27 protein-coding genes are annotated in these 24,669 nt (G+C 45.4%); 13 read left to right on the top strand and 14 right to left on the bottom strand.

Translation table 11 applies throughout. From position 1 onward, the window contains the following. The first annotated feature begins 54 nt into the window (after window positions 1–54). Complete coding sequence (locus HBAL_RS14895; protein WP_015828780.1) at window positions 55–279, top strand: hypothetical protein; 225 nt, start codon at window positions 55–57, stop codon at window positions 277–279. A 33-nt stretch (window positions 280–312) separates the two neighbouring features. Here HBAL_RS14895 and HBAL_RS14890 read toward each other — a convergent pair whose 3' ends face one another. Next, complete coding sequence (locus tag HBAL_RS14890; protein WP_015828779.1) at window positions 313–1,035, bottom strand: GGDEF domain-containing protein; 723 nt, start codon at window positions 1,033–1,035, stop codon at window positions 313–315. Between the two features lie 289 nt (window positions 1,036–1,324). Between HBAL_RS14890 and purE the strand changes: the two genes are divergently transcribed. Together purE and HBAL_RS14880 are read left to right on the top strand one after the other, a co-directional pair. Then, window positions 1,325–1,837 (top strand): 5-(carboxyamino)imidazole ribonucleotide mutase, encoded by a 513-nt coding sequence (purE, locus tag HBAL_RS14885; RefSeq protein ID WP_015828778.1) that lies wholly within the window; start codon window positions 1,325–1,327, stop codon window positions 1,835–1,837. Window positions 1,838–1,865: 28 nt separating this feature from the next. Further along, window positions 1,866–2,936: a 5-(carboxyamino)imidazole ribonucleotide synthase gene (locus tag HBAL_RS14880; RefSeq protein WP_015828777.1), complete on the top strand. Its 1,071-nt coding sequence runs from the start codon at window positions 1,866–1,868 to the stop codon at window positions 2,934–2,936. 3 nt (window positions 2,937–2,939) lie between these two features. On the opposite strand, the gene HBAL_RS14875 is transcribed toward HBAL_RS14880, so the two are convergent. From HBAL_RS14875 to HBAL_RS14865, 3 genes are read right to left on the bottom strand one after another with little or no spacing between them, the layout of a single operon-like run. Next, entirely contained in the window at window positions 2,940–3,485 is a 546-nt protein-coding gene (locus HBAL_RS14875) for a GNAT family N-acetyltransferase (protein ID WP_015828776.1), read from the bottom strand. A gap of 10 nt (window positions 3,486–3,495) precedes the next feature. Continuing rightward, window positions 3,496–4,080: a helix-turn-helix domain-containing protein gene (locus HBAL_RS14870; RefSeq protein ID WP_015828775.1), complete on the bottom strand. Its 585-nt coding sequence runs from the start codon at window positions 4,078–4,080 to the stop codon at window positions 3,496–3,498. 50 nt (window positions 4,081–4,130) lie between these two features. Further along, on the bottom strand, window positions 4,131–4,817 hold the full coding sequence (locus HBAL_RS14865; RefSeq protein WP_015828774.1) for a COQ9 family protein: 687 nt from the start codon (window positions 4,815–4,817) through the stop codon (window positions 4,131–4,133). 166 nt (window positions 4,818–4,983) lie between these two features. Between HBAL_RS14865 and rpsU the strand changes: the two genes are divergently transcribed. Both rpsU and HBAL_RS14855 read left to right on the top strand, forming a co-directional pair. Next, a complete protein-coding gene (gene rpsU / locus HBAL_RS16650; protein ID WP_026296786.1) occupies window positions 4,984–5,202 on the top strand; it encodes a 30S ribosomal protein S21 in 219 nt (72 codons plus the stop codon). Window positions 5,203–5,344: 142 nt separating this feature from the next. After that, a complete protein-coding gene (locus HBAL_RS14855) occupies window positions 5,345–5,905 on the top strand; it encodes a cysteine hydrolase family protein (protein ID WP_015828773.1) in 561 nt (186 codons plus the stop codon). On the opposite strand, the gene HBAL_RS14850 is transcribed toward HBAL_RS14855, so the two are convergent. The 3 genes from HBAL_RS14850 to HBAL_RS14840 all read right to left on the bottom strand — a co-directional run bounded on the left by HBAL_RS14850 (window position 5,900) and on the right by HBAL_RS14840 (window position 9,920). Further along, on the bottom strand, window positions 5,900–7,366 hold the full coding sequence (locus HBAL_RS14850) for an ABC transporter permease (protein ID WP_015828772.1): 1,467 nt from the start codon (window positions 7,364–7,366) through the stop codon (window positions 5,900–5,902). The genes HBAL_RS14855 and HBAL_RS14850 overlap by 6 nt on opposite strands. Further along, window positions 7,366–8,334: an ABC transporter ATP-binding protein gene (locus tag HBAL_RS14845; RefSeq protein ID WP_015828771.1), complete on the bottom strand. Its 969-nt coding sequence runs from the start codon at window positions 8,332–8,334 to the stop codon at window positions 7,366–7,368. The genes HBAL_RS14850 and HBAL_RS14845 overlap by 1 nt, the downstream gene beginning before the upstream one ends. Window positions 8,335–8,438: 104 nt before the next feature. Then, window positions 8,439–9,920, bottom strand: a complete 1,482-nt coding sequence (locus HBAL_RS14840; RefSeq protein ID WP_041302482.1) for a sigma-54-dependent transcriptional regulator — start codon at window positions 9,918–9,920, stop codon at window positions 8,439–8,441. A gap of 120 nt (window positions 9,921–10,040) precedes the next feature. Here HBAL_RS14840 and HBAL_RS14835 point away from each other — a divergent pair, with 120 nt between their 5' ends. The 6 genes from HBAL_RS14835 (at window position 10,041) to HBAL_RS14810 (ending at window position 16,723) form a co-directional block, all read left to right on the top strand. Then, the gene (locus HBAL_RS14835) at window positions 10,041–11,747 is read left to right on the top strand and encodes a peptidase M3 (protein WP_015828769.1); all 1,707 of its coding nucleotides are present in this window, start codon (window positions 10,041–10,043) and stop codon (window positions 11,745–11,747) included. A 180-nt stretch (window positions 11,748–11,927) separates the two neighbouring features. After that, window positions 11,928–13,022, top strand: coding sequence for a mechanosensitive ion channel family protein (locus HBAL_RS14830; protein WP_015828768.1), 1,095 nt, complete (start codon window positions 11,928–11,930; stop codon window positions 13,020–13,022). Window positions 13,023–13,289: 267 nt separating this feature from the next. Beyond that, window positions 13,290–13,595: an aa3-type cytochrome c oxidase subunit IV gene (locus HBAL_RS14825; RefSeq protein ID WP_015828767.1), complete on the top strand. Its 306-nt coding sequence runs from the start codon at window positions 13,290–13,292 to the stop codon at window positions 13,593–13,595. Between the two features lie 16 nt (window positions 13,596–13,611). Beyond that, on the top strand, window positions 13,612–14,748 hold the full coding sequence (locus HBAL_RS14820) for a Re/Si-specific NAD(P)(+) transhydrogenase subunit alpha (protein ID WP_015828766.1): 1,137 nt from the start codon (window positions 13,612–13,614) through the stop codon (window positions 14,746–14,748). Window positions 14,749–14,825: 77 nt separating this feature from the next. Continuing rightward, window positions 14,826–15,275, top strand: coding sequence for an NAD(P) transhydrogenase subunit alpha (locus HBAL_RS14815; RefSeq protein WP_015828765.1), 450 nt, complete (start codon window positions 14,826–14,828; stop codon window positions 15,273–15,275). Between the two features lie 23 nt (window positions 15,276–15,298). Then, window positions 15,299–16,723 carry an NAD(P)(+) transhydrogenase (Re/Si-specific) subunit beta gene (locus HBAL_RS14810; RefSeq protein ID WP_015828764.1) on the top strand — a complete coding sequence of 475 codons (1,425 nt, stop codon included), beginning with the start codon at window positions 15,299–15,301 and terminating at the stop codon, window positions 16,721–16,723. 11 nt (window positions 16,724–16,734) lie between these two features. Here the strand turns inward: HBAL_RS14810 and HBAL_RS14805 are convergent, their stop codons facing one another. Further along, window positions 16,735–17,157, bottom strand: a complete 423-nt coding sequence (locus HBAL_RS14805; protein WP_015828763.1) for a response regulator — start codon at window positions 17,155–17,157, stop codon at window positions 16,735–16,737. A 59-nt stretch (window positions 17,158–17,216) separates the two neighbouring features. On the opposite strand from HBAL_RS14805, the gene HBAL_RS14800 reads away from it, so the two are divergent. After that, window positions 17,217–20,081, top strand: a complete 2,865-nt coding sequence (locus HBAL_RS14800; RefSeq protein ID WP_015828762.1) for a PAS domain-containing sensor histidine kinase — start codon at window positions 17,217–17,219, stop codon at window positions 20,079–20,081. A gap of 47 nt (window positions 20,082–20,128) precedes the next feature. Here HBAL_RS14800 and HBAL_RS16495 read toward each other — a convergent pair whose 3' ends face one another. The 5 genes from HBAL_RS16495 to ykgO form a co-directional block, all read right to left on the bottom strand. Continuing rightward, window positions 20,129–20,659, bottom strand: a complete 531-nt coding sequence (locus HBAL_RS16495) for a hypothetical protein (RefSeq protein WP_015828761.1) — start codon at window positions 20,657–20,659, stop codon at window positions 20,129–20,131. Between the two features lie 25 nt (window positions 20,660–20,684). Continuing rightward, window positions 20,685–20,960 carry a DUF2312 domain-containing protein gene (locus HBAL_RS14790; RefSeq protein ID WP_015828760.1) on the bottom strand — a complete coding sequence of 92 codons (276 nt, stop codon included), beginning with the start codon at window positions 20,958–20,960 and terminating at the stop codon, window positions 20,685–20,687. Between the two features lie 145 nt (window positions 20,961–21,105). Next, the gene (locus tag HBAL_RS14785) at window positions 21,106–21,609 is read right to left on the bottom strand and encodes a tetratricopeptide repeat protein (protein WP_041302474.1); all 504 of its coding nucleotides are present in this window, start codon (window positions 21,607–21,609) and stop codon (window positions 21,106–21,108) included. A 123-nt stretch (window positions 21,610–21,732) separates the two neighbouring features. Continuing rightward, the gene (locus tag HBAL_RS14780) at window positions 21,733–22,347 is read right to left on the bottom strand and encodes an HAD family hydrolase (protein WP_015828758.1); all 615 of its coding nucleotides are present in this window, start codon (window positions 22,345–22,347) and stop codon (window positions 21,733–21,735) included. A 28-nt stretch (window positions 22,348–22,375) separates the two neighbouring features. After that, window positions 22,376–22,501, bottom strand: a complete 126-nt coding sequence (ykgO, locus tag HBAL_RS16645) for a type B 50S ribosomal protein L36 (RefSeq protein ID WP_015828757.1) — start codon at window positions 22,499–22,501, stop codon at window positions 22,376–22,378. A gap of 252 nt (window positions 22,502–22,753) precedes the next feature. Here ykgO and HBAL_RS14775 point away from each other — a divergent pair, with 252 nt between their 5' ends. Continuing rightward, window positions 22,754–24,094 (top strand): lytic murein transglycosylase, encoded by a 1,341-nt coding sequence (locus HBAL_RS14775; RefSeq protein WP_015828756.1) that lies wholly within the window; start codon window positions 22,754–22,756, stop codon window positions 24,092–24,094. Between the two features lie 67 nt (window positions 24,095–24,161). On the opposite strand, the gene HBAL_RS14770 is transcribed toward HBAL_RS14775, so the two are convergent. Beyond that, a complete protein-coding gene (locus HBAL_RS14770) occupies window positions 24,162–24,545 on the bottom strand; it encodes a hypothetical protein (protein WP_015828755.1) in 384 nt (127 codons plus the stop codon). Between the last annotated feature and the right edge of the window lie 124 nt (window positions 24,546–24,669).

Raw genomic sequence — 24,669 nt, 5'->3', positions numbered from 1 at the left:
CGCTTTGCGATCATCAAGGTCTTGTGATTTTATGAGTACGGGAGAGTTTGAACTATGGATTATGCAGACGGAAAAGATACGAAAAATTCTGCTATTTCAGTAGCGGAGCGGATGACCAAAATTGAATCTGAAATTGAGCTGATTGATACGCGCATAGAGGTTCTTATTGTACAAGGTGGAGCTGATTTAGAGGTGGCTTCTTTAAAGAGAAAAAAGCAAATTCTGAAAGAAGAATATATCAGATTAAAAGGAGATACTCTTCCAGATATTATCGCCTAATTGGCGAATTTTTCTTTTAGGCTGATTTTTTTTCTAGCCTGCTTCAGAGGTCGCTTTTGCCTTTCGGCGTAGTTTTGCGGCATACATTGCTTCATCAGATCTTGCGATTTGGATTTCAGCTGTTTCATCATGTTCCAATGTTGTGACCCCGAATGACGCATCAATACTAAGAAGTTTACCTTCATGTTGGATCGAGATGTTTCTAATTTCGTCAGCCAATTGCGCGGCTTTTTCACGTGCAGAGCTAGGTTTTACGCTCGTAAGCACTGCAATAAATTCGTCTCCGCCTAGGCGACCTAACAGGTCGGATTCACGCGTTTGCTGGATGAGTACTTCCGCAACAGCGAGTAGAATTTTATCTCCAGCGGCATGTCCATGCGTGTCATTAATTGATTTAAAGCCATCTAAATCGAAGTAAATGACGCTGGCATCCAAACCATAGCGTCTTGCAAAGGCTATCAATCTTGAAAGTTCGCGGACGAATGCACGACGGTTGAAAAGAGGGACCAAGGCATCATGATCTGCCATGCTTTCCGCGTTTTCGAGTGATTTTAGAAGTGACTTGTTTTTAGTTCGTAGCTCACTAATTTCGCCGGTCATTGCGGCAATAGCTGCGCGTACTGTTGGCGTCAGTTCAGCCTCGGAAATTCCAAAAAGCTCAGATGCTTTTTCAACTCCGATATCGCCATTTTCAACGATATATCGTGTTTTTCCGTCTGCATTACGGTTTGCAGAGAAGATTGAGAGAAATTTCATTACCATTCCACAAGTCTTGCCATGGTTAATGAATACCCTTTGTCAGTTAGCGTGTGGTTAACAACATAATTTAAAAATTAACTTTTTGCTAACACTCTCTCCAATTAGGTGAAAAAGAAACAAACTATGCAAGGGGGTGTTTGCAATTATGTTTAATAAACACTTCAATCAGTTTACATCACTTGTCGTAGAGCGATCTATGCCTATACTGCCGCGCTTCCAAGATTCCATGTACATGCGATGCGCGTTGGTTTCTTTCTAAACAGTTCGTCTTGTGGGAGGCCTTTTCATGACCGCTGATAAAGCATTGTCAAATTCTGATCAGCCTTTGGTTGGTGTGGTTATGGGAAGTCGTTCCGATTGGCCGACTATGAAGCTTGCATCCGACTATTTGACGCGCATGGGTGTGCCGCATGAAACGAAGATAGTTTCAGCGCACCGTACGCCTGAGCGCTTGATTGAATACGCAAAAACAGCACAAGATCGTGGTTTGAAAGTTATTATTGCGGGGGCAGGCGGTGCTGCGCATCTGCCAGGTATGCTCGCATCGATGACGATTGTTCCAGTGTTGGGTGTTCCTGTCCAGTCACGTGCATTATCAGGTGTTGATAGTTTGTATTCTATTGTGCAAATGCCAAAAGGTATTCCGGTCGGTACATTGGCGATAGGTGATGCAGGGGCGGCAAATGCAGGCTTGTTAGCAGCAAGTATAATTGCTGGTCATGATGCTGAAGTCGCCGCGAAACTCACAGCTTTTAGAGAAGCGCAAACTGAAGCTGTTGTTGAGACAGTTGAAGATTAAAATACTAGCCATAGAGTAGGTTTGGTTCGTGAACAAAATAGCACCTGGCGGCGTTGTTGGAATTTTAGGCGGTGGCCAATTAGGGCGCATGTTGTCCATGGCGGCTGCACGCATGGGGCTGGATGTCATTATTTTTGCTCCAGAATCAGATAGTTGCGCATCTCGTGTCAGTGCTGATGTGATTGTTGCAGAATATGATGATGAAGCAAGTTTGGTGCAATTTGCGAAACGTTGTGATGTCATCACGTTTGAGTTTGAGAATATTCCAGCATCTACTTTGGACATTATAGAGAAGGCGGGAACACAGGTTTTTCCAAAGTCCAATGCGCTCGGATGTTCGCAGGACCGGTTGAAAGAAAAGGAATTTTTGACTTCGATTGGAATTCCACCAGCACCATTTTCCCGTGTCGAAGGCCCTGAAGATATTCTGCCGGCTTTGAAAAAGCTGGGAGGCAAAGGTGTGTTGAAGGGGCGTAGCGAAGGCTATGATGGTAAAGGGCAGGCACGTGTGGATGAAAGCTCTGACCCAGAAGCGGCGTGGGATAAGATTGGCAAAGTGCCAGCTGTTTTAGAGGCTTTTATCGCATTTGAGCGTGAAATTTCTGTGCTTGTGGCACGAGGGCAAGATGGTCAGATTGCTATTTTTGATACGCCTGAAAATGATCATGCTGGTGGTATTTTAAAATCCTCAACTTTGCCTGCAAATATATCAGACGCGACCCGGAAGGCAGCAAAAGAATTGGGTCAAAAACTCGCAGAACAACTTGAATATGTTGGAATAATTGCACTTGAACTGTTTGTGATGCCGGATGGAAGTTTGCTTGCAAATGAGTTTGCGCCGCGTGTTCACAATACGGGCCATTGGACAGAAGAAGCATGTTTGATTGGGCAGTTTGAGCAACACATGCGCGCAGTCTGTGGTTGGCCTTTGGCGTCACCTGAGCGCTTCGTTGATATACGCATGGATAACTTGCTTGGTGATCGTGATATTGCTAGCTGGGAAACATTAGCCCAAAATGGCTCTGCACCCCGTATTTATGCCAAACGCGGTGGCGGTGAGGGGCGTAAACTTGGGCACAGCAATAAAATTTTAAGCTAGTTTTTATCCGTCAAACTTGGCCGCTAAATTCTTATACATATAAGTTGTGGCGTCGAAACGGTTTTCAATTGGATGTCTAGAGAAACCGGGTAAAATGCCTGCAATTTCAAATCCAAGAGATAGATATAATGGTTCAGCTTTGCTGCCTTTGACTGTATCTAGAGTAATCAGTTGGCGTTTAAGTTCTCGTGCTTTATCCTCAATTTGCGCCATGAGTTTGCGGGCAATTCCCCGACGACGAAAATCTGGGTGAACAATCAGTTTAGAGACTTCGCACCTGTGGTTTTGATTGGGCGGCATAGAATAATCTAGTTGCACACTGCCGGCCAGATTATCCCCTTCGAATGCGGCCCATAAAGTGCGTTCTTGTTTCTCAATGGATGATTGGATTTTGTTTTTCCAATAGTTTTTTGCATCATCGAAACTGAATGGCACAATGAAATTGACACTCGCTCCATCATGAACATTGGCGTGTAAAATTGTGCAAAGTTTATCGATATACTGATCAATATCTGTCGAAGTTAGTTCGACAATTTGAGGGGTTTTCATAGGAAAGTCTCTATATAATGACGAGAATGTATTGAGCTGTTGCGTCGCTATTGGCTTTAAAATGTGAGCTGCCTGTGAGTTGGTAGCGAAGGCAGTCGCCCGTTTTTAGTGAATATTTGGCATTGTCCACTGTGACCTGTAATTGGCCCGCTTGCATAATAAGATGATGTTCAAGACCCCGACGAGGAGGTTTATCATATGAGATGCTTGCACCTGCAATGAGCTCACATTCGATGACTTCGCCAGATAAATTGGTTGAGGGCGGTGAGACTGATTTTCGCTTGAAGCTGTAATCGGCATCATACCATATTTTTTGTTCGCCGCGAGGAATGAGGGCGCTGAACTGGGTTTCAACCATTGCCATTAGGCGCGACATGGTCAGGCCATAGGCGGGGCATAATTTTCCTAAAACATGGGCTGTGGGGCTAACTTCTCCTTTTTCGAGGCGGAAAAGCGTTCCTCTGCTGATTCCAGAGATTTCGGCGAGCTGATCAAGGGACCAATTTTGCTCAGCGCGTAGCTCTTTCAGCCTTTGGGCGAGGTCTGCATCCGTAAAACTCGGCGAATTATCAGGTATTGTTGCTGCATTTCTCATATATGGAATAATGTTCCATATCTGGGAAATGTCAATCTGATGTTTTTATCCTATTTGCCCAATGGTCCAGTTTTGGGGAGATGATTGAGCAATTCCAAAGGGTTGGGAAATTTATCAGTCACTTGCTTGACCTTGGCTTTGGCTTTTTCAAATTGCATTACATTTTCAATGCGATCATCTAAATAGTCCCATGCATTGTCATTTTCGTCTTCTTCCAGCGCAAGCCAGTTTGAAAGCGTTGTGGCAATGACGCCAGATAAAACCATTCTTTTTGAATACCAGTTTGCATCGGTGGATTTATCATTGAGTGCTGCCCAAATGGTATCGGCGGCATTCCAAACTAATTTAGGGCCTAAACCTGCACGCCAAGGCGCAGCAATTGCGTGAGATGCACGACGGGCAGATTCTTTGTTATCCTTCAAAAATTCGATGCGGGTGCGAACACCAAGTGCAATGCGCTCTCTTATTTTAAGTTTGGAAAGGTCTGTGGATTTGAGAATATTTGCTGTGTGAAGATCTGCCCGGTCTGCCCATGCCTTTAAAAGGGTTGTAATGCCTTCTGGGGCAGCAAGAATGATCTCACCTTGACTGAGTTGGAGCTTCTTAGCGGCGCTTTTAAGTGTCTCGTCATTCCATCCATCAAAAGCGGCATCTTCAATTACAGCATTGAGTAATGCTTCCAGATTCCGCTTAGAAGGCGGGATTTGATCAGATTCATTGGATTTTTTGGCATTCATGGTGTAGACTCAGGTCAAGTAAAGGTAGGCAGGCACGATTCTTTGTGCTAGATCCGCCGCTTCGGGCTGTATAAGTCCAATCAGTTTAGCAAAGTTTGATGCATTTGACGCCCCCTAAAAGGCGCGACACATGTGTTTATTGGTTTTTAAATCGGGAGATTGAACAATCGTTCAGATCGTAGTCCGCGACAACAATGTCGATCAGGCATTGAAAGCGCTAAAAAAGAAAATGCAACGCGAAGGCCTTTTTCGTGAGATGAAGCGCCGCAACCACTTTGAAAAGCCTTCTGAGAAGAAAGCACGTGAAAAAGCTGAAGCCGTTCGTCGCGCTCGTAAGCTTGCACGTAAACGCGCACAGCGCGAAGGTCTTCTTAAAGCTAGATAAGATGGTGTTGCCAAGCACCTTCATTTGAATTTGGTGCTTGAACCCAATTATATTGCATTTGATCATACCCGATTGATCATTCAAACTGCATATAGCCGCTCGGTTCGCCGTAGCGGCTTTTGCTGTTTTCTAGGGGTAAGTCATGTATATTGATAAAAATGCTGCTTTTGTTGTGCTGGATGTTCAAAAAGCAATAGATTTACCTGTTTGGGGTGTCCGCAATAATCCTGATGCAGAAGCGAAAATGAGCCATTTGCTTCGTGCATGGAGGCAAACATCTCGTCCAGTTTTCCACGTTCGTCATGATTCAAATGAAGTTGGGTCTGGATACCGGCCTGATAGCCCGACACATGCTTTTAAAGAAGATGTTTTGCCCTTAGCTGGCGAAACCATTATCGGCAAAAATACACATAGTGCGTTTGTAGGCACTGGTTTTGATGTGATGCTACGATCGCAAGGTATTGAACAAGTGTTTCTGTGCGGCGTCAAAACCAATAATTCAATTGAAACAAGTGTGCGCCATGGCGCGAACCTTGGCTTGAATATTTTACTTATCGAAGATGCCTGCTTTACGCACAATCAAACTGATTGGAATGGCGTGGAGAGGAGCGCCGAAGAGGTGCACGCGATGTCGCTTGCAAATCTAGCGGGTGAATATTGCCAGATTGTGAGCGCTCAATTGGTGTTGGACAGTCTTTTATAACTTTGATTTACCCATGGTTTTCTTTTTAAAGAAGCTAACAATCTCTTTCACACCGAATCCATTAACTGCACCGGCGCGATAAACCCGAATTGAGCACCATAAAGCAATGGAAGTGGATACTAGCATTAATGCGAGATGACCTAGGACTTCTATAAGAGGTGGCTCTAATGGGGCGCGTAATATCATCAAAAATGGCGTGAGGGGCGGCACCCAGCTCATAATGAAGACAAAGCCTGAAGCGGGATTTTGCAAAGCCATAATGATGATGAATAAGGGCGTTGTCAGCAACAGAATAAGCGGTGTTGCAAGCGCTTGAGCCTCTTGGATAGTGTCGCACATTGCGCCGAGGGCAAGAAAGACTGCGCCATACAGAAGGTATCCAGCTAGAAAGCCTGCTAAAGCGGGCAATATGAGTGCTGGGTCTAGTGCAGCTTGCGCAAATTCCCACGCGGCTGGGCTGATGGCTTGATCTGCGTATAGGGCTGCCCATGTCGCCATTAACATCCACGCACATAGAAGAGTGGCGGATAACATAAGCACGCCTAATAATTTGCCCGAGAGTAAGTCTGTGACGCTGACGCTTGTAAGTAGGCTATCGAAAATTTTGTTCGAGCGCTCTTCTATCGTGCCGGTCAGTAGAAAATTCACCACCGAAAATATCAAAAGCCATAACGCAATTGCTATGCTGGTCGCCGCGACAAAGGGCGCGCGATCGGTGAGTGTGACTTCGCTGCTTTGGTTCTCATTGGGTTCAAGTGAGCCCGGTTTGCGCACGAATAGAGAGGGGATATCTGCGTCTGCATTTCTAATTTCAGTGGGCGTGACGCCAACGCTTTTAAACAATTCTAGTCTAGCTAGGTATTTGAGTGCGCCTGTAACGGCTTGTTTTAATTCTGAATTTACAATATCTGGTGAGATGTAATCAACACTGGCAATATTGCCGATTTGGTCGCGATTGACGATGATGGCGGCAAACAATGTGTGTCTTCCAACAGGGCCGTTAAATGTCTGACCTGATGTCAGAATTTTTTCCACCTCTTCAACTGATTTATTAGGTAGTTTGATAGGATGAAAATTAATCGGGGAGGCTTTTAAATGCAGGGGCGCGTCGGCCTTGTCTAATGCTTCTTGGGGAGAAGAGCCTTCCGCATAAGCTTTTTCAAAGACGTTGATTATTCTGCGTTTTTCCGCTGGAGATGTCGTGGATAGGGATTGGCGGAGCATCATTTTAGTATCGCTGCTTTGCCAGCTTTCAAACTGCCAATCCAATGCTTCTTGCAGGCTATCTTGGGTGTCGACCACGGCATAATAGCGTGCGGGTTGAGCTTTCATGATCATGCCGGGCACAAGCACACCCACTGCCAGACCAAGTGGTGTCAGAATAAGGCCAAGCCAGAATCCCAATGCAGAGACATAGCCAAGATATTCGCGTCTTGCGACAAGCCAGATTGAGCGGATCATTAGTGGTTTTCCTCAGTCTCGGCAGGGCTTTCATCTTCACCAACAAGGGAGACGAAAACGTCGCGTAATTTGGCGCGGTGCGGTGTGAATGAGGTGATAGGTGCACCTGCATTGATCGCTGCGCGTAACACGTCTTGAGCGCGTTCACCGTGTGAAAGGTCTATGCGCCAGTGTTTTCCGGTCTCATCTTCCTTATCATATGAAGAAGTGAAGCCTGATTTTTCCAACGCAGCATGAAGGTCAAAATTACCTTCTGTGCTGATATCGGCTGTTTCAGGGATCAGGCTCATGGCTTCATCTATAGTGCCGTCAAAACGTTTTTGGCCTTTGCCGATAATGACTAAGCGGTCGCAAAGACGCTCTGCGTGTTCCATGACGTGAGTTGAAAAAATAATCGTTGCACCGCGTGCATGCTCTTCACGGATGAGTAATTCAAGGTCTTGTTGATTGACGGGATCAAGCCCAGAAAAAGGTTCATCAAGAATAATCAAGTCGGGTTTGTGCACAAGTGTGGATAGGATTTGGACTTTTTGGGCCATACCTTTGGAAAGGTCGGATATTTTTGTCTTTAGGTGATCGCCAAGGCCAAAACGTTGTAGCATTTCGTCTGCACGGGAAAGGGAGGTTTTGCGATCTAGCCCTTTTAAGCGTCCATAATAGGAAATGATCGCACGTGTTGTCATTTTCCGGTATAGGCCGCGTTCTTCAGGTAAAAAGCCAACGCGTCTAAGATTTTTCAGATTGGGTTTTTCACCAAAAAGCAATGCCTCTCCGCTATCTGGAGAGAGAACGCCAAGAGCGATACGCAGGCTTGTGGACTTGCCGGCTCCATTTGGGCCAAGAAACCCCAATATTTGCCCTTTGGGAGCGCTGAAGGACATATCTTTTACCGCAGCTTTTCCCTTGAAAAACTTGCTTGTTGCGCGAAGTTCAAGTGGTGACTGGGCGTTTATATTTGGGGCGTTCATAAAAAATCCAGAATTACTTAACGCGTGTGATTGGACTTCACACGCGCCAAGATCACCTAACACATAAAATCATTCAAGGCTGAACGCTTTGATAAAAATTTTAATTAGCCGACGTTTAGATCTTCTTCCTCATCATCGCGTACGCGCAGATCATATTCGCGCACTTTGCGATACAAGGTTGAGCGACCAATCCCAAGGCGTCTAGCCACTTGTGACATGTGCCCTGAATATAGATCAATTGCGTATTGGATTAGGTCGCGTTCAACACTTTCTAGGGGGCGTAATTCACCATTGTCATCGACAATGGAGACAGGACCGCCAAGTGGGCTGTTGAGCTGTGTCGCTGTTGTGGCTGCATCCGATATGCTTGCACCATTATTTGGTGTTTTTAATATCTCGTAATTTGGTGTAAGGCCAGAAATATGAGGGAAATCAACAGGCTGTAATTCGTCGCCTTCTGACAATATCATTGCGCGGAAGATTGAGTTTTCCAGCTGGCGTACGTTTCCAGGCCAGTCATGCGCTGCAATCATGCCCATTGTTTCCAAGGACGCACCTGTAATTGACATGCCTTCTTGTGCGTTGAAGCGGCGAATAAAGTGATCAACCAATGCCGGTAGGTCTTCTTTGCGATCGCGCAGAGACGGCATTTCGATTGGGAATACATTCAAGCGGTAATACAGATCTTCACGGAAGCGGCCTTCTGAGACAGCTTGCGCGAGATCTCTATTGGTCGCTGAGATAATCCGAACGTCCACTTTGGTTGGTTTGCGTGAACCAACGGCGTCGACTTCACCTTCTTGCAATACGCGAAGGAGTTTGACCTGCATATCAAGGGGAAGTTCACCCACTTCATCTAGAAAGAGTGTGCCGCCATCTGCTTCGGCGAATTTACCTAGTTTTTTCTCATGTGCACCCGTGAATGCTCCTTTTTCGTGACCAAAAAGGATGGATTCAACAAGGTTTTCTGGGATGGCTCCACAGTTCACGGTGATAAATGGTTTGCCTGCGCGTTCAGATGCACTTTGGATGCATTGAGACGCAACTTCTTTACCAACACCGCTTTCCCCAGTGATGAGGATAGGGATGTTCGATTTGGCTGCACGTTGTCCCAAACGAACGACTTGGCGCATTAGCGGTGCACCTGCGATCATGTCGTCAAAGCCTAAAGTGCCTTCAGATTTCTTGGAGAGACGTTTGACTTCACCGCGAAGGTCCGAGACCTTTAAAGCGTTGCGAAGCGAAACGACAATACGTTCTGGAGAAGCGGGTTTGACGAAGAAATCGACCGCTCCTGCGCGCATAGCTTGAACAACTGTATCAATACCGCCAGATGCAGTGAGCACGATAACGGGTAGGTCTGGGCGACGCTCTAAAAGACGCTCAAGTGTTTCCATACCGGAAAGACCGGGCATAATTAGATCAAGCAAAACAACAGAAATACCATTTTTAGCATCTGATGCTTCTTCTAGTGCAAGGTCTCCACTTTCGACCAGACGCGCTCGAAATCCTTGGCGTTCAACAGCCGCTTGCATTAATCGGCGTTGGGTAGGATCATCATCAACAATAAGAACAGTTTTCGCCATTATCTTAACCATCATTTAAGCGGCCGAAACAACGCGACCTCGTTTTCATGGTTCAACTTGGCACGAACTTATGAAATCGTGCTTAAATACTATGATGCAATTTTAAAGGACTGCACTAAAATGGCGCCAGATTGGCTCAAAATGAACCGAGATAAGCTGGGAGGATGGGGAAATAGCCTTTACCATAGTCCAGCTGACAAGAAATTGCTCAAAGACAAAAAACGTTTGCAAGCAATGGTCAAGGTTATGGTGAGCGATCGTTTGGCCGATAAACCTCATTTGTATAGTGAGATGGAACAAGCTAACGCGTTGATGCGAAAGATCCGGCTCTTCTTGCATATGTATTTGTCGTTAACGACAGATTTGCGAAGTGATATGGAAGTTGAAGCGTTATCTATACTTAACGATTTAAATACAGAACGTACGCAATTGCAGGCATTATCCATATGGTCTGTCTCAAATTCCACAGACGCCCCCGCCAAATGGAAGTCGTCTCAACGTAGGCAAGGCGTGTCCGTTATGCCTTGGCGTGCGGCTGTGAGTTATTCCGAGCAGGCACAATTTGCTTTTGATCATCATTGGGTATCTCAATATCGTTATGATAAATCCATTCACGATATGGCGCGCCGTTATGGTGGGCTTGCACAATTAGGGGCAGGTTTGCGCAATCGCGACAGGGAGATTCGCATTGCTGCGGCAGACCAAATGGGCGAATGGCTAAAAGAGGTTGGCTCGAAGGGGGAAGACTTATTTCGCGCACACGCTCGTCTTGCTAAGAAGAAGAGATTTAATTTTGCTGCAATAGATGCATCTGAAAAAACGCTAGAAATAGCGCGTCGCGTCGCGCTGGAGCGGGCACCTCAGCTTACGGAAAAATACCTAAAATCAAAAGCGGTTCAATCAAAAGCGAGTGGCGAATTGATCTTCTGGCATGATCGCTATGCGGGTATTGATGACAGTCGGGAAACCAAAGCGTGGCGTGATACAAAACAAGATGTATTACGAAATTTATCAAGCTTGGGCGAAGAGGTGAATAAAGCCGCGCGCAGATTGGTGGAGTCCAATAATTTGATTCAGCCGCGTGGAAGAGGCGGCGGTTTTACAACGCCTGTTCTATATGGCCGGAAAGGAAAGGTCGAGGCTGGCCCTTTTGTGTATGCGCCTTTTGATGGGTCTGCGGAAAGTGAACGTACTTTAGCGCATGAGCTTGGCCATGCTGTGCATGCTTATTTATCTGCTCCCTCAGGGGCGATGCAAAGTGACGCGGGGTGGGCGGTAGCAGAAACCATTGCACTTCTATTTGAGCATGTGAATCTGAGTGATGATAATAATGGTATATCTGACCAAGATTTTGCGATGTTGGTTCATCAGCCTGCAATTGCGATGTTTGAGCGTGAATTGGGGATTGCAACACAGGATATGTCGGCCGATGCGGTTTGGATTCATGCATTGAGAGCCCATTACGGTCCTGATATTTCTTTGAAAGGCTATGCGCCATTTTGGAGGCGGCATTCTTCCAGTTTATCTGCGCCGGGATACCCAATGGCATATTTGCTAGGCTGGGCATTGGCTGGATATGCTGCCAAGAGAATTGAGAGCGCTTCTGATAAAATGCAGCGGCCAATGCTGCGTATTTTAAAAGCAGGTGGAAATATCGGTTATGATGAGGCGGCGTCGCTTTTGGGTATTCGCAATATAAGTGAATTGATACACGGTGCTTTTGATCGCGCTTTGGATAGATTGGGCTCACAGTCTGCGTACGCCTTACCAAGCATTGAAACTGATCCTGATTTTAACATGGAAAAATTAGAGAGTCGGGGGCGCTGAATCTATGCTCAACTAGGTTCAGTTGATCTAGAAATTGTCAGTCTTTTAGGCGGAGACGCACTTATATAGCTAAATTTCCATTTCACATTTGTCTCTGATGAAAAAGAATTTGACGCTGAAGCTTAGAATAAAGTGCAGCTCGTTGATGTGCTTTCTTGTAGCTATAGAAAAAGCGATATCATGCCGTTTTCCGAACAAGTGGAACATATAATACAGAAAGTCACTGAATTGCCTTTGGGAGTGGGGCTAAGTTTGGCGATGCTAATAGCCTTTGTCGGGTTGTTTGCTTTTCGGTGGGTATTGATTTTTATTCTGTCACGTTTGTTGCCTGCACCGGAGGGGCGTCGCCGCAATTTAATTCTAACTGCTATAAAGGGCCCACTAACGATCGCACTCTTTGCCTTGCTCGTTGTTCTTTTGGGCGCGTTACTGTCTGAATATGAAGTCGGAAGCGATCGCATTCATGGATTGACGTCAGTCGTTGCGAATGTGTTTCTCATACTGGCGGTGATTTTGTTTGCGGATAAAATTTCTCAAACAACGATTGAAAGATATTCGAAAAGCTCTTCCTTGCTCAATAATAGCCGTGACCTTGTCAAAGGCGTTTCTCGTATCTTTGTATTGGTTATCGGTGTTCTTATTGGGCTTAGCACTTTGGGAATTTCGATCACGCCTATAGTTGCATCCATGGGGATTGGATCACTTGCTATTGCGCTGGCGCTTCAGCCCACTTTGGAAAGTTTCTTCTCTGGCTTTCAGCTTGTGGCAGATAAAATCGTACGGGTTGGTGATTACATCGAATTAGAGACAGGTGAACAGGGGTTTGTGGAGAAGGTTGGATGGCGGTCGACTTGGATAAAAATGTTGCCCAACAATTTCATAATTATTCCCAATTCTAAATTATCCAATTCCAAGCTGATCAACTATTATTATCCATCGCCAGAGTTATCGGTGCCGGTGGAAGTTGGTGTGCATTATGATTCCGATTTGGACCATGTCGAGCGAGTGACGTTGGAAGTGGCACGCCATGTTTTGAAAACACATAAATGGGGTGTTTCTGATTATGAGACATTTGTGGTGTTTCACACCTTTGATAGCTCTAGCATCAATTTTACGGTTATGTTGCGGGCCAAAGAGTATTTCAATCGCTTCTTTGTGAAATCTGAATTCATCAAACTTCTTCATAAACGATACGCAAAAGAGGGAATTACAATCCCATATCCAATTCGCGCGATTAATACGATGCAGGAACATCCCTCTGAAAGGCAAGATTGATTTTGCCAACGTGCGACCTTTGGGACAGCTTATATATAGATACAGCGCTGGACCTTTTGCGTTGTTGAGGATATTTCAAGAATTCGTGTTCTAAGTGTCTATCGACTAGGCTTGGAGTACAAAAAAATAATTTTGTGAAGATTGCGGCTTTAGTGGCATATTTTTGTCTTATCACTACGATTTATACCGTAGATATGAGGATGATTTTCTGCTTGTCTCAAAAATTCACGGTAGCTATCTAAACGTTGAACGAAAAAGGTGAAACTAATGAGCGAGACAGGCGAGTACGTACGCGGTCAGATGGATGTCAAATCACAAACAGCAACCTATTCAGGTTTCTTGAAAGTGACTGCTTGGACATCTCTACTTCTGACATTGATACTCGGGTATGCGACTTTCACACTGACCATGGGCGTCCACTGGATGGTAGCCATGGCACTTTTCGCCATTGTCGGTGTTATCGGCGGAATGGTGATGGGTCTAGGAGGCGGTTTCCTCCTTGCAGTTGGTGGTTTGGTATTTTTGGGCTTATTTGTCCAAGTCATGGTCTCTCTCGGCGGTGCCTTAATGTAAGACACACAGGACTGCCATGAAAATAGCCGTTCCCATGGAGCGGCGCGAAAAGGAACTTCGCGTTGCCGCCACTCCGGAAACTGTCAAGAAATTGATTGCTGCCGGACACGAAGTAAAAATTGAAAAGGGTGCTGGGATAAATTCTGGTATTCTTGACGATGAATTTGTTAGTTCAGGTGCACAAATCGCCGCTGATATGAAGTCGACCCTTGAAGGATCTGACTTGGTATTGAAGGTGAGGGCACCTCTAGACGATGAGAAGTCCTATTTCTCTAACGGTCAATCTTTGATTGCTTTGTTGGAGCCTCATGGCGCTGTTGAAGAAGCAAATGCATACGCACAGGCGGGTATTACTGCCTTTGCTATGGAATTTGTGCCGCGTATTTCGCGTGCACAATCTATGGATGCGCTGTCTTCTCAAGCAAACCTTGCTGGATATCGTGCTGTGCTTGAAGCATCTCACTTGTATGGCCGCGCCATGCCGATGATGATGACGGCTGCAGGCACGGTTGCACCCGCAAAAGTGTTTGTTATGGGGGTTGGTGTTGCTGGTCTTCAGGCGATCGCGACTGCGCGTCGCTTGGGTGCTATCGTATCTGCGACAGATGTGCGTCCTGCTACCAAAGAACAAGTTGCTTCTCTGGGTGCCAAATTCATCGCGGTTGAAGATGACGAGTTTAAAGCTGCTGAAACAGCTGGTGGGTATGCCAAGCAAATGTCTGCAGAGTATCAGGCCAAACAAAGAGAGCTTGTTGCCAACCATATTTCCAAACAGGATATTGTGATTACCACAGCGCTTATTCCAGGGCGTGAAGCGCCGGAATTGGTGACCGAAGATATGGTCAAATCCATGCGCGCAGGATCTGTGATAATTGATCTTGCTGCGGCGCAAGGTGGGAATTGCAAATTGTCCCGGCCAGATGAAGTCGTTGAGGTTCATGATGTTAAAATCTATGGCCCGACAAACCTTCCTGCATCTATCGCAGCTGATGCTTCTGCATTGTATGCGAAGAATTTATTGAACTTTATTGCTCTTATTTCGGGGCCAGATGGTGCTTTGATTCCCAATTGGGATGACGAGGTCGTTACGTCATCTGCTCTAACTAAAGACGGAAAAGTTGTTCATCCATCCCTCGTGCCGGAACCGGCCTAAAACAAGAAAATTTCTCGAAATGCTGCAACGCAACACGAATCGTGTTTTGCGGTATGGTGAGAAAAGAAAGGATAATTATGTCTACGATTAAGCCTGCATCCCTTGTGAGTGGTCTGGTTTTTATGGCTCTCATATTTTCGCCTGCAGCTTTGGCGCAAACTGGCAATGACGCGATCAATCCATTGATCTTTAGACTTGCAGTTTTCGTGCTGGCTGCATTCATTGGATATTACGTGGTTTGGGCAGTAACGCCTGCATTGCACACGCCCTTGATGTCAGTGACTAACGCTATTTCTGCTGTTGTGGTTGTTGGTGCAATTGTCGCCGCTGCGGCATCTTCGCTTGGTACAAGTGATCCAGAAATTGTACAAAAAGTCTGGACAGCAAAATGGTTGGGTGCAGGTGCGGTTGCGCTTGCATGTGTCAATATCTTTGGGGGCTTTATGGTCACCAATAGAATGCTTGCCATGTATAAGAAAAAAGAACGTCCCGCAGCTGAAAAATCTGCAAGTTCTTCAAGTAACTAACACTCACAGAAAGGAATATCATTATGTCTACGGTTGATATCTCAGCCCTTTTATATCTTGTCTGTGCGGTGTTGTTTATCTTCTCCATTCGCGGACTATCCAGCCCGGAAACGGCGCGTCAGGGTAACAAGATCGGTATTTTTGGAATGGCGCTCGCAGCAGCGACAACGCTCTTTCTTATCAAAGACAATCTAGATGGTGTCACTTTCGGCTTGATTGCTGGTGGTGTTGCTATTGGTGGAGGCGTGGGGGCTGTTCTAGCTACACGTGCGCCCATGACATCCATGCCGCAAATGGTGGGTATGTTTAATGCGCTTGGGGGCTTGGCGTCTTTATTGGTCGCACTTGCTGCTTTTTATGCGCCGGCTTCATTTGGGTTGATTGGTGAAAATGGCGTTATGGGGCCACGATCCCTTGTGGAAATGTCGCTTTCAGCGCTTATCGGGGCGATAACTTTTTCTGGGTCTGTTATTGCGGCTCTTAAACTAAATGGTTCGCTTCCGGGTGGTCCAGTATTGTTGCCATTACGTCATTGGTTGAACTTAGCAATCGTGGCTGGACTGGTTGCGTTGACTGTTATGTTGGCGGTCTCACCCGTCGCGCAGGCAGGTAATGGGTATTTGCTTCTTGCGATTGCTGCATTGGCTTTGATTGCAGGTATTACACTTGTATTGCCAATTGGTGGTGCGGACATGCCGGTTGTTATTTCTATGCTGAATTCATATTCAGGATGGGCAGCAGCGGCACTTGGTTTCACGCTTTCAAACTTTGCTTTGATTGTTGTAGGGGCCATTGTTGGTGCTTCAGGTGCGATCCTATCTTATATCATGTGTAAAGCGATGAACCGTTCCTTTATATCTGTGATTGCAGGTGGATTTGGCGGCGATGATGCGGATACGTCTGCTCGCGCTGATAATTCCGACAAGCCGGTCAAAATTGGATCTGCTGATGATGCGGCCTTTATTTTGAAGAATGCATCTAAAGTTATCATCGTGCCGGGATATGGTATGGCGGTGGCGCAAGCTCAACACGCACTTAAAGAAATGGCAGATAGTCTGAAAGAGGCGGGTGTTGATGTATCTTACGCTATTCACCCTGTTGCTGGGCGCATGCCGGGTCACATGAATGTGCTCCTTGCAGAAGCGCAAGTGCCATATGATGAAATCTACGAAATGGATGACATTAACTCTTCGTTCAAACAGGCTGATGTTGCGTTTGTGATTGGTGCAAACGATGTCACTAATCCTGGCGCGAAGGATGATCCAGCATCACCTATCTATGGTATGCCTGTTCTTGAGGTTTGGAATGCGGGAACCACTATGTTTATCAAGCGCTCTTTGGCGTCTGGATACGCAGGGGTTCAAAATGATCTATTCTACCGCGAAAACACAATGATGTTGCTCGATGATGCCAAAAAGATGGTCGAGAATATCGTCAAAGCACTTTAATATAAGTGTATTTAACTGTCCTGAATGGACTGCGAAGTGTGCTTGTTTAAGCATTGATTTATGGCCTGATTGAGCGTGTTCTCATTCAGGTCATCTTTCAATAAGAAACACGAAATGTGTTTATCTCCAGATGATTCTTCATCAAGTTTGATCTCTTCTCCACTCATAAGCAAAATAGGGCCAGTCCAATTTGCTTTAATTAGAATATTAACTGATTCAATGTAATTGAGATGCGGTGGAATTCGGTTGTCTAGGACAATCAGATCATACGATTGATTTTTTAAGTGCTGAGTAGCAATGTGCAATGAGGTTGCATTCTCCACAAAATAGCTATTGAAGTGTGTACGTAGAAGATATGCCGAGAATATTTTTGCAAATACAGCATGATCATCGATAAGCAAGATAGCAGGTGTTTTGGGGGCGGTTCGTCTCATAATGTGGAGTCTTTTGTGGCGACTATGACAGCGAAGCAAATGGGATTGTGACTTAAGCAATGACGGGTTCTGAAACAGATTTCAAGTCTAGACAGCAGTTCGAACTCGATCGATTTGACGAGTTATGGAAGGCTGCATATCTAGTCGTAGAAGATCCACAATCTACAGTAGTTAATAGGTCTGATGAATTCGTAAAAGGTCTATTGAAACTAGCATACAGCATATTTCAGGTTGAGATGATAGGTCTTCGGTGCGCGCAAACCGGAGATGAATTTATACTTCATCAAGGCGCGTTTAAAAAACACCAACGTGATCCGGCCATCGGGAATGCATATTGGTCTGAGTTTAACAATAAGCCAGAAGGGTGCATTCTTTCTGATTTTAAGGAAAAACGCTCAGCCAACAATGAAATTTTGCTTAATATTTCGCAGAAGGCCAACTATTTTGCCTGTTTCCCACTCAAAGCATATGGAGATGTGGAGGCACATTTTTTTCTAGCGCATTCCTCAGAAATACAATTTAAAGAAGCTGAAATATTTCAAATTAAATCAATTATTGATCTCTTGGAAAACATGGTGTCGACATGTCCAGAGGTCTTGAATTCAGAAAAATTTGCTTTGGTGCGCATGGAAATGGCGCGTTTGAAAGCGATTGTAGAAAGCATATCTGGCGAAGTATTCATTCTCGATACAACCCAAAGGGGGGTAATTGTCGCAAATGCTTTGGTATGTAAAAAACTTGGATATACGCGTCAGGAATTAAAGAGTTTAACATTTTTGGAGCTATGTTCCATCGGTCCTGACGAGTTGGATAGACATATTTCCCTGCTAGATTCCCATGATGGGCAAAAAATTACTTTTGAAACGGCCTTTATTCGGAAAGATCATTCTATTTATCCAGTGAATGTTGAGCTGACACTGGATAAAAATGGTCAAAAGCCAGTTTTAGTTATTTTTGCTCAAGATGTTTCTGAACACCAAAATTATCCAACTCAATTGGAGGTGATGAGTGCACATCATCGTTCGGCTCTAGCAGCGAATATGGAGATGGGATTTTGCGTAGATGTTGTGTTTTCACCAATTGGAGAATTTGAAGACTTAATCGTCAAATACGCCGATTTGGGGCGATATGCATTTCCTGGTTTTTCTGAGCTCGATATGATGGGACAGAGAGTGTTAGCAACCTTCCCTGATGTCGGAAAGACTGGGTTGGTGGAGAAGATTTTACCGGCGCTAGATATGGATGAATTGCTGGTATTTGATCACCACTATATTTCCCCCAATTTTGAAGAATGGTTTCGTGTTTCAGTGTTGAAGGATGGTGAGAAGTCTTTGCAAATTGGTTTGCGTGGGATTTCTGATAAGAAGCGCCGCGAACGGGCTTTAATGGAACTATATGAACTTTCGGCTGATTTGGATATTTCGACAGATGAATATTTGAAGAAAATGCTTCTCGCCGGACGAACTGCGCTGGGAATGGAGTATGCTTTCGTTTGTGCTATTGAGGGTGACAATGTTCGAATGGAGTGCAGTAGCAAAGATAATGATTGTGCGCATGAGCTAACATATTTTCCATTTGAAAAGACTATTTTATCTAGAATCTGGCCTCTGGATAAGGCTGTTTTTCTATCAGATATAGATTTGGTGTCGAATTTGTATGAAGGCGAAGACATATCTGTCCGCGCTTACGCTGCGGCACCAATATTTGTGCAAGGTGATGTGGTCTCTTTTGTATCTTTTATATCAGAGCAGGCAAATAAAACCGAATATGATGAGTTTCAGATTGGGATAATTTCAGTCATCGCCCGCATGATTTCTCAACGGAAAACGTTAGATCTTGCGCGTGAGGAACTTGAAAAAAGCCGTGATGAATTGCAGCTGATTTTTGACAATGTGCCGACTTCTATCTGGAGAAAAGATAGAAATCACAGGTATCTGAAGGTCAATAAATCAGCCGCTGATCTGGTCGGCATGTCAGTGAAGGATATTGTTGGCCTACGGCCGCAAGATGTTTTTGTGAATTTTGATGAGAAGGCATGCCTTGCACTGGACGAACAAGTCCTTGCGACAGGAAAAGCAATGCTTGGTGTTGAAGTTGAGGGAGGTCTGGGGCCAGATACTTGGGAAAGTATTGATATTATTCCGGTCTTGGGCGAAGGCGTTGAGAATGAGGGCTGGTTGATTATAAGTACTGACATCACCAGACAAAAACATGCAGAGATGAAGCTTGCTGTTGTGGTCGATGAATTAGAAGCAGCAAATAAAAATCTTGAACAATTTAATACTGTCGTTTCTCATGATTTGAAAGCGCCCTTGCGTCATATGAGAATGCTGTCCGAGCTGTTGTCATTAAGTGTTCAGCCCGATAGTGAGGCCGCAGAATATGCTGCGTTGATCCAAGAAAATGCAGTCCATGGTCAAGCCATGGTGGATTCTTTGAATGCATTATCGCGCGTATCTAGAAGTGAGCTGAAGCGAGTGCCAACTGATCTGCGTAAGACCATTTCTATGATAGAGGCCTTGTTAAGCGACGAGCTGGAGGAAGTGGGGGGTAGGATTGTGGTCAATCCGCTACCTTCTATTGATGTTGACGCAGAGTTGGTCTTGAATTTATTTCAGAATCTCATTGAAAATTCGATGAAATATCGCTCGGACGCATCGCCTGTTATCACAATTGGGGTGGATACGGAATCCAAAGTACCTGTGTTCTTTGTGCAGGACAATGGATTGGGGATTAAGCCGGATTATAGTCAGGAAATCTTTCAGATATTTACACGCGTACATGAATCCGCTTCTCCACCAAAGGGAGATGGTGTTGGTCTATCCATTTGCCGCAGAATTATTGAACGTCATGGCGGTAAGATTTGGTTGGATGAAGATTATACTGGCGGCGCACGGTTTAAATTTACCTTTGCAGCTTCCTGATATTTGAGTTCTGTTTAAAATAGATCGCGCGAATATAGGCGTAAATATTAAGACTGTGCTTTTCCGCCTTGGATAACCTTAAAGGGAAGCGGTTTCGCTGTTTCTGAGGTTGAGGGGGCATCATTTGTCGCCCGCTTATTTTCCTCGGTGTGAGTGCTAGCCAGATATAAGGTTGGTGAGCTTGGTTGGGGCGGCATTTTCGGCGCGTTGATGTTTGTTTCAATGTCATCATTGATGTCGCGGCCACGTGGTGAAAAATTATTGGTTTTAGTTTTTGAATCTGATTTCAGTTTGGGTTTAAAGCTGGAACGTTTCATTCCGCCGTTTTTCTTGCGCGCTTTCTTGTCAATTTCACGCACGATATGCGTTTGGCGTGCGGAGAGTGCGCTGTCCAGATTGCCTTTTTCGGGATCATTAAAAGCTGAGCCAAAGGTTTCTAGGCGTTCTTCTACGCCCTCGAAAAACTCTTTTTCCCAATCTGTAAGGCCGGGGCCATCCTCAGATTCGGCGCGCGATTTGGCTTTGCGCAGCTTACGCAAAGCCTTTTTCGTTTTTTTATCATCGATATCGCGAGCCATAATAACTCATAATCTAATAGAGGTATTAGATTTCGCCAAGGGCTGCCAGATATGTGCCGAGGACCAATTCTTCCTCTTCACGTTTATCGGGATCTTGTTTGCGGTGTTTGATGACTTCTTTCATCGCTTTGGGGTCAAATCCAAAGGCCTTTGCTTCAGCAAAAACTTCTTTGATTTGTTCCGCGATTTCTTTTTTTTCGATTTCAAGTCGTTCAACTTTTTCGATTGTCTGGCGTAGTTTGTCCCGCGTCGTAGGGTCCATAGAGCCCATTGCGCCAACAACGTTGTCTTCTTCGTCCATTCTAATTCCTCAAGACAAATTCCAAGAAAGAAAGGCGGACACTAGCGTGTCTCGCGCAGAGGTCCAGCTCTCATTTGAGTAGATTTGCAAGTTTTGCATACACTTTACTGGGGAATGTTGAAAAAAGAATCAGATTGCCAAAATACTAGAGCGCTCGACCTTCGATTAATGGTTCTAATCGGGCGACTGATTGTTTTGCGTGGCGTGAGTGAGGGAAAAGTTTTAGCACTTGTCGGTAAGCGTTTAACGCGGCTTCTCTATGTTCGACGGCTTCAAAAATTGCGGCCAATCCCAGCCATGCTTCAAAGTGGCGTGGCTCTAACTCTAGCGCCTGTTCAAAATCAAGGATCGCCTGATCGTATTTTCCATCAAGATAAAAAACGACGCCGCGACGATACCAAGCTTCAGCAATATCAGGTTCGATAAGAATAACGCGGTCAAACATATCTCTTGCGAGGGCGAGATTGTCTTGACTGTGAGCATCTATGCCTCGTTCCATCAAAATATCGACTGTTGGACCACCTGAGTTGAGCCAAGCGGCAATAATATCTTCGTAGAGATAGTTTGCTTCATGTTCGGTTTTGGCTACGGCCAGCTTATCAAGCAGTTTTTGGGCGGGGCCAATAGGGGAGTCTGCTAGACCACTCAATGGCAGAGAGATCCATAATACAAGTGTACAAAAGAGTGATTTGGCGAGTCTCATAATGTTATATGGGCAAAGCTTGAAGGCAGAAGCAAGGCGTAGTTTTAAAAGTGAGCCCTAGTGCAATGACTATTTTGTAAGAATGCCGGTTTTTTCAAGGTCTTGGCGCATAGTTTGCGCATCCGTGAATAAGAAAGAGGTGATGCCTGCACGTTTGGCTGCATCAATATTATCTTGGCGATCATCAAAGAAAATAATGCTGGATGGTATAGGTGAGCCCAAGCGTTTTAGTGTGAGTTCATAAATGCGTGGGTCTGGTTTGACCATTTTCTCAACGCCGGAAATAATAACATCTTTAAACGCTTGAAGCACAGGGAATGCTTGAGCTGTTTCTTCCCATTTTTCAGCCGGAAAATTTGTCAGGGCATAAATAGGCGTAGATTGTTCTATAAGTTCTTGAATAATTTCAGGAACGCCGTGGACATATCCGTGAAACATTTCAAGCCAACCGGTTCGCCATGCACGGATAAGTTCTGCTTTGTCAGGATGAGCTTCTATCAGACGTGCAGCATTTTCTTGCATGTCCACACCACGGTCGTGATGTGTGTGCCATTCAAGCGTACAAACCTCGCGGTAGAAGCGTTCAGCTTCTTCCTGCGAGGCGAGTAATTGCCGATAAAGGCGTGTTGGATCCCAGTCCACAACAACATTTCCCAGATCGAAGAGAACAATCTGGTCTGTCATGAACTAAACTCCTAAAACAGGAAAAGGCTTAGCCTTGCTTCGCTTTAAAGCGAGGGTCTGTTTTGTTGATCACGTAGACGCGACCTTTACGGCGCACGACTTTACAGTCTTTGTGACGGTTCTTAAGAGACTTAAGAGAGCTTCTAACTTTCATCGTTCTTCTAGCTTTCTGCGGCCCCGTTTACAGAGCGGCCGTGAGCGTTGGTAGCAAAAATTTGAGCGCGGTACATACGCGCTCTATCTAGGATCTGTCAACGATGATTCAGCATGAGTATGAAAATTTTGGAGCTTACTGACGAAAATAGTGGAAAAATAACATAATCGTCATGCAAGAAATGATGGATAGGCTTTAAAAACAGGGTTAATGCTAGGGATAAACCGCAGTTTAGTAGGATAGGGGATTTTGATGCCACATGTGATAAAATGGCTAAGTACAACGGGTATAATGCTTGTTGCACTAAGTGCGTGTGCAGCTGATCAATTGCCGCGCCCAGAAACCTATCCGGGTGTGCCAACACCACAGGCACCAAGCCCTGAACCGACCCCAACACCCACTCCGACACCAACAGCTCCAACCGATGTGGAGGTGCCATTATTTGTGCCTTCGGGTGTTGTTGAGTTTGATGCGTGGCGCGTGAGGTTTGCTCAAGAAGCAGCAAATTCTGGTCGTGATGTAGAAATTGTTCACAGCGTTTTGCAAAGTGTCGTGCCGTTAGAATTGGTGAAAGCTGCGGCAATTGGTGATGATCAAGCCGAGTTTGTTAAACCGATATGGGATTATGTCGCATCCGCGACGCACCCAAATCGTGTGTCTTTTGGTAAAGAAAAGCTGGCAGAGACTGTTGGTCTTTTCGACACTATTGAGGTTCAATATACACCGCCACGCGAGATACTTGCCGCAGTTTGGGGTATGGAAACCAGCTATGGGCGTATATTGGGAAGTAGTGATGCCGTACGTCAATTGGCGACGCTTGCCTACACAGGGCGACGTACAGCCTTTGGAGAGGCGCAGTTAATTTCAGTCTTTAAGCTTCTCGAGCAAGGCATTGTTTCAAGAGAGCAATTAAAGCAAGCAAGCTGGGCAGGGGCCTTTGGTCAAACCCAATTTATGCCGTCCACTTTCTTGGCGCATGGGCGCGATGGGGATGGAGACGGGAAGAAGGACGTTTGGAACTCGCGTTCAGATGCGCTTGCCTCGGCAGCCAATTATTTGGAAGCGTCTGGTTGGAAACGTGGTGAGCCTTGGGCGTTGGAGGTGTCTTTACCGGATAACCCAAATTATGCGCTGGCTGATGGTACAAAGCGTAAAGTTCAGATCTGGCAGGCGCTTGGCTTTAAGATTGAAGGTGGGCGCACAGCAAGCCCAAACCTTGAAGCGGAATTATTTATTCCAGCTGGATCATATGGCCCAGCGTTTTTGTTGTTTGATAATTTCTATGTCATCAAGACGTATAACAATGCCGATAGTTATGCCCTATCTATAGGCTTATTGGCGGATAAATTGGCAGGACGACCTGATCTGGTGAAAGCTTGGCCAACGCATATTACGATGCTGACAAAGTCTCAGGTGGAAGAATTGCAAGCTGCCCTTAATTCAATGGGATATGATGCAGGCCCAGTGGATGGATTGGCGGGACGTGGCACGCGTGCAGCTTTGCAGAGATTCCAGAAAGACCGTAATTTATTAGCCGATGGTTTCCCAACGATGGAGATGTTGGCGAGCGTGAAAGCGGCAGCCGCTGGATAGTCGGCAATAAAAACGCGCCGCGAATCACAGGGGGCGCGTTTAGCTATTTTCGTTTTCTATCCCTAGATTAGCTCGTTGGGTTTTTGGGTTGGCATCCGCCAGGAAATTGAGTGGCGTGAGCGACTTCCCAATTGACGCAAGCTAAATTGAGTTGACCCCAGACAACGCCCCATTCTTCACCGTAATTGCTGTGTGCTTTTCCGGCTTTGGAGACGATCGGGTCTTCTGGAGCAGTCGAATAGATAATGCCATCCAGACATTTGAGATATGACTTGGCATTGTCCATATAGCTTTCACCTTGCTGGTGAATATTTTTAAATTCTGTCAAAGATAATTGAGCGACATTTTCAGGCACATTGATTTCAGCCGGCTTCTCACAGCTGCCAACAGCGGCCAAAGCAGGTGCGGTAAGGCTTGCTGTAAATAGTGAGATGATAAACATTTTTTTCATCAGGTGGCTCCTAATTTCGTCGTCCAACCAAAAGCGTGATCTGTCATTTATCCGTTGATAACGGAAGCTTGTGGCATTTTCTAGGTCGTAGAGCAGTGGAGGGTGGATAATGACACAATTCTAA

Origin of the sequence: Hirschia baltica ATCC 49814, assembly GCF_000023785.1 — a bacterium.
Classification (GTDB): domain Bacteria; phylum Pseudomonadota; class Alphaproteobacteria; order Caulobacterales; family Hyphomonadaceae; genus Hirschia; species Hirschia baltica.
This window is presented reverse-complemented; position numbering and strand designations above follow the sequence as displayed.

Coding starts and splice junctions, on each gene's coding strand:
- HBAL_RS14895 (WP_015828780.1), top strand. CDS start 55: ATGGATTATGCAGACGGAAAAGATACGAAAAATTCTGCTATTTCAGTA.
- HBAL_RS14845 (WP_015828771.1), bottom strand. CDS start 8,334: ATGAACGCCCCAAATATAAACGCCCAGTCACCACTTGAACTTCGCGCA.
- HBAL_RS14825 (WP_015828767.1), top strand. CDS start 13,290: ATGAGCGAGACAGGCGAGTACGTACGCGGTCAGATGGATGTCAAATCA.
- HBAL_RS14770 (WP_015828755.1), bottom strand. CDS start 24,545: ATGAAAAAAATGTTTATCATCTCACTATTTACAGCAAGCCTTACCGCA.
- ykgO (WP_015828757.1), bottom strand. CDS start 22,501: ATGAAAGTTAGAAGCTCTCTTAAGTCTCTTAAGAACCGTCACAAAGAC.
- HBAL_RS14890 (WP_015828779.1), bottom strand. CDS start 1,035: ATGAAATTTCTCTCAATCTTCTCTGCAAACCGTAATGCAGACGGAAAA.
- HBAL_RS14790 (WP_015828760.1), bottom strand. CDS start 20,960: ATGGACGAAGAAGACAACGTTGTTGGCGCAATGGGCTCTATGGACCCT.
- HBAL_RS14855 (WP_015828773.1), top strand. CDS start 5,345: ATGTATATTGATAAAAATGCTGCTTTTGTTGTGCTGGATGTTCAAAAA.
- HBAL_RS14815 (WP_015828765.1), top strand. CDS start 14,826: ATGTCTACGATTAAGCCTGCATCCCTTGTGAGTGGTCTGGTTTTTATG.
- HBAL_RS14875 (WP_015828776.1), bottom strand. CDS start 3,485: ATGAAAACCCCTCAAATTGTCGAACTAACTTCGACAGATATTGATCAG.
- HBAL_RS16495 (WP_015828761.1), bottom strand. CDS start 20,659: ATGGCTCGCGATATCGATGATAAAAAAACGAAAAAGGCTTTGCGTAAG.
- HBAL_RS14835 (WP_015828769.1), top strand. CDS start 10,041: ATGGCGCCAGATTGGCTCAAAATGAACCGAGATAAGCTGGGAGGATGG.
- HBAL_RS14820 (WP_015828766.1), top strand. CDS start 13,612: ATGAAAATAGCCGTTCCCATGGAGCGGCGCGAAAAGGAACTTCGCGTT.
- HBAL_RS14775 (WP_015828756.1), top strand. CDS start 22,754: ATGCCACATGTGATAAAATGGCTAAGTACAACGGGTATAATGCTTGTT.
- HBAL_RS14870 (WP_015828775.1), bottom strand. CDS start 4,080: ATGAGAAATGCAGCAACAATACCTGATAATTCGCCGAGTTTTACGGAT.
- HBAL_RS14850 (WP_015828772.1), bottom strand. CDS start 7,366: ATGATCCGCTCAATCTGGCTTGTCGCAAGACGCGAATATCTTGGCTAT.
- HBAL_RS14810 (WP_015828764.1), top strand. CDS start 15,299: ATGTCTACGGTTGATATCTCAGCCCTTTTATATCTTGTCTGTGCGGTG.
- HBAL_RS14780 (WP_015828758.1), bottom strand. CDS start 22,347: ATGACAGACCAGATTGTTCTCTTCGATCTGGGAAATGTTGTTGTGGAC.
- purE (WP_015828778.1), top strand. CDS start 1,325: ATGACCGCTGATAAAGCATTGTCAAATTCTGATCAGCCTTTGGTTGGT.
- HBAL_RS14830 (WP_015828768.1), top strand. CDS start 11,928: ATGCCGTTTTCCGAACAAGTGGAACATATAATACAGAAAGTCACTGAA.
- HBAL_RS14840 (WP_041302482.1), bottom strand. CDS start 9,920: ATGGCGAAAACTGTTCTTATTGTTGATGATGATCCTACCCAACGCCGA.
- HBAL_RS14800 (WP_015828762.1), top strand. CDS start 17,217: ATGACGGGTTCTGAAACAGATTTCAAGTCTAGACAGCAGTTCGAACTC.
- HBAL_RS14865 (WP_015828774.1), bottom strand. CDS start 4,817: ATGAATGCCAAAAAATCCAATGAATCTGATCAAATCCCGCCTTCTAAG.
- HBAL_RS14805 (WP_015828763.1), bottom strand. CDS start 17,157: ATGAGACGAACCGCCCCCAAAACACCTGCTATCTTGCTTATCGATGAT.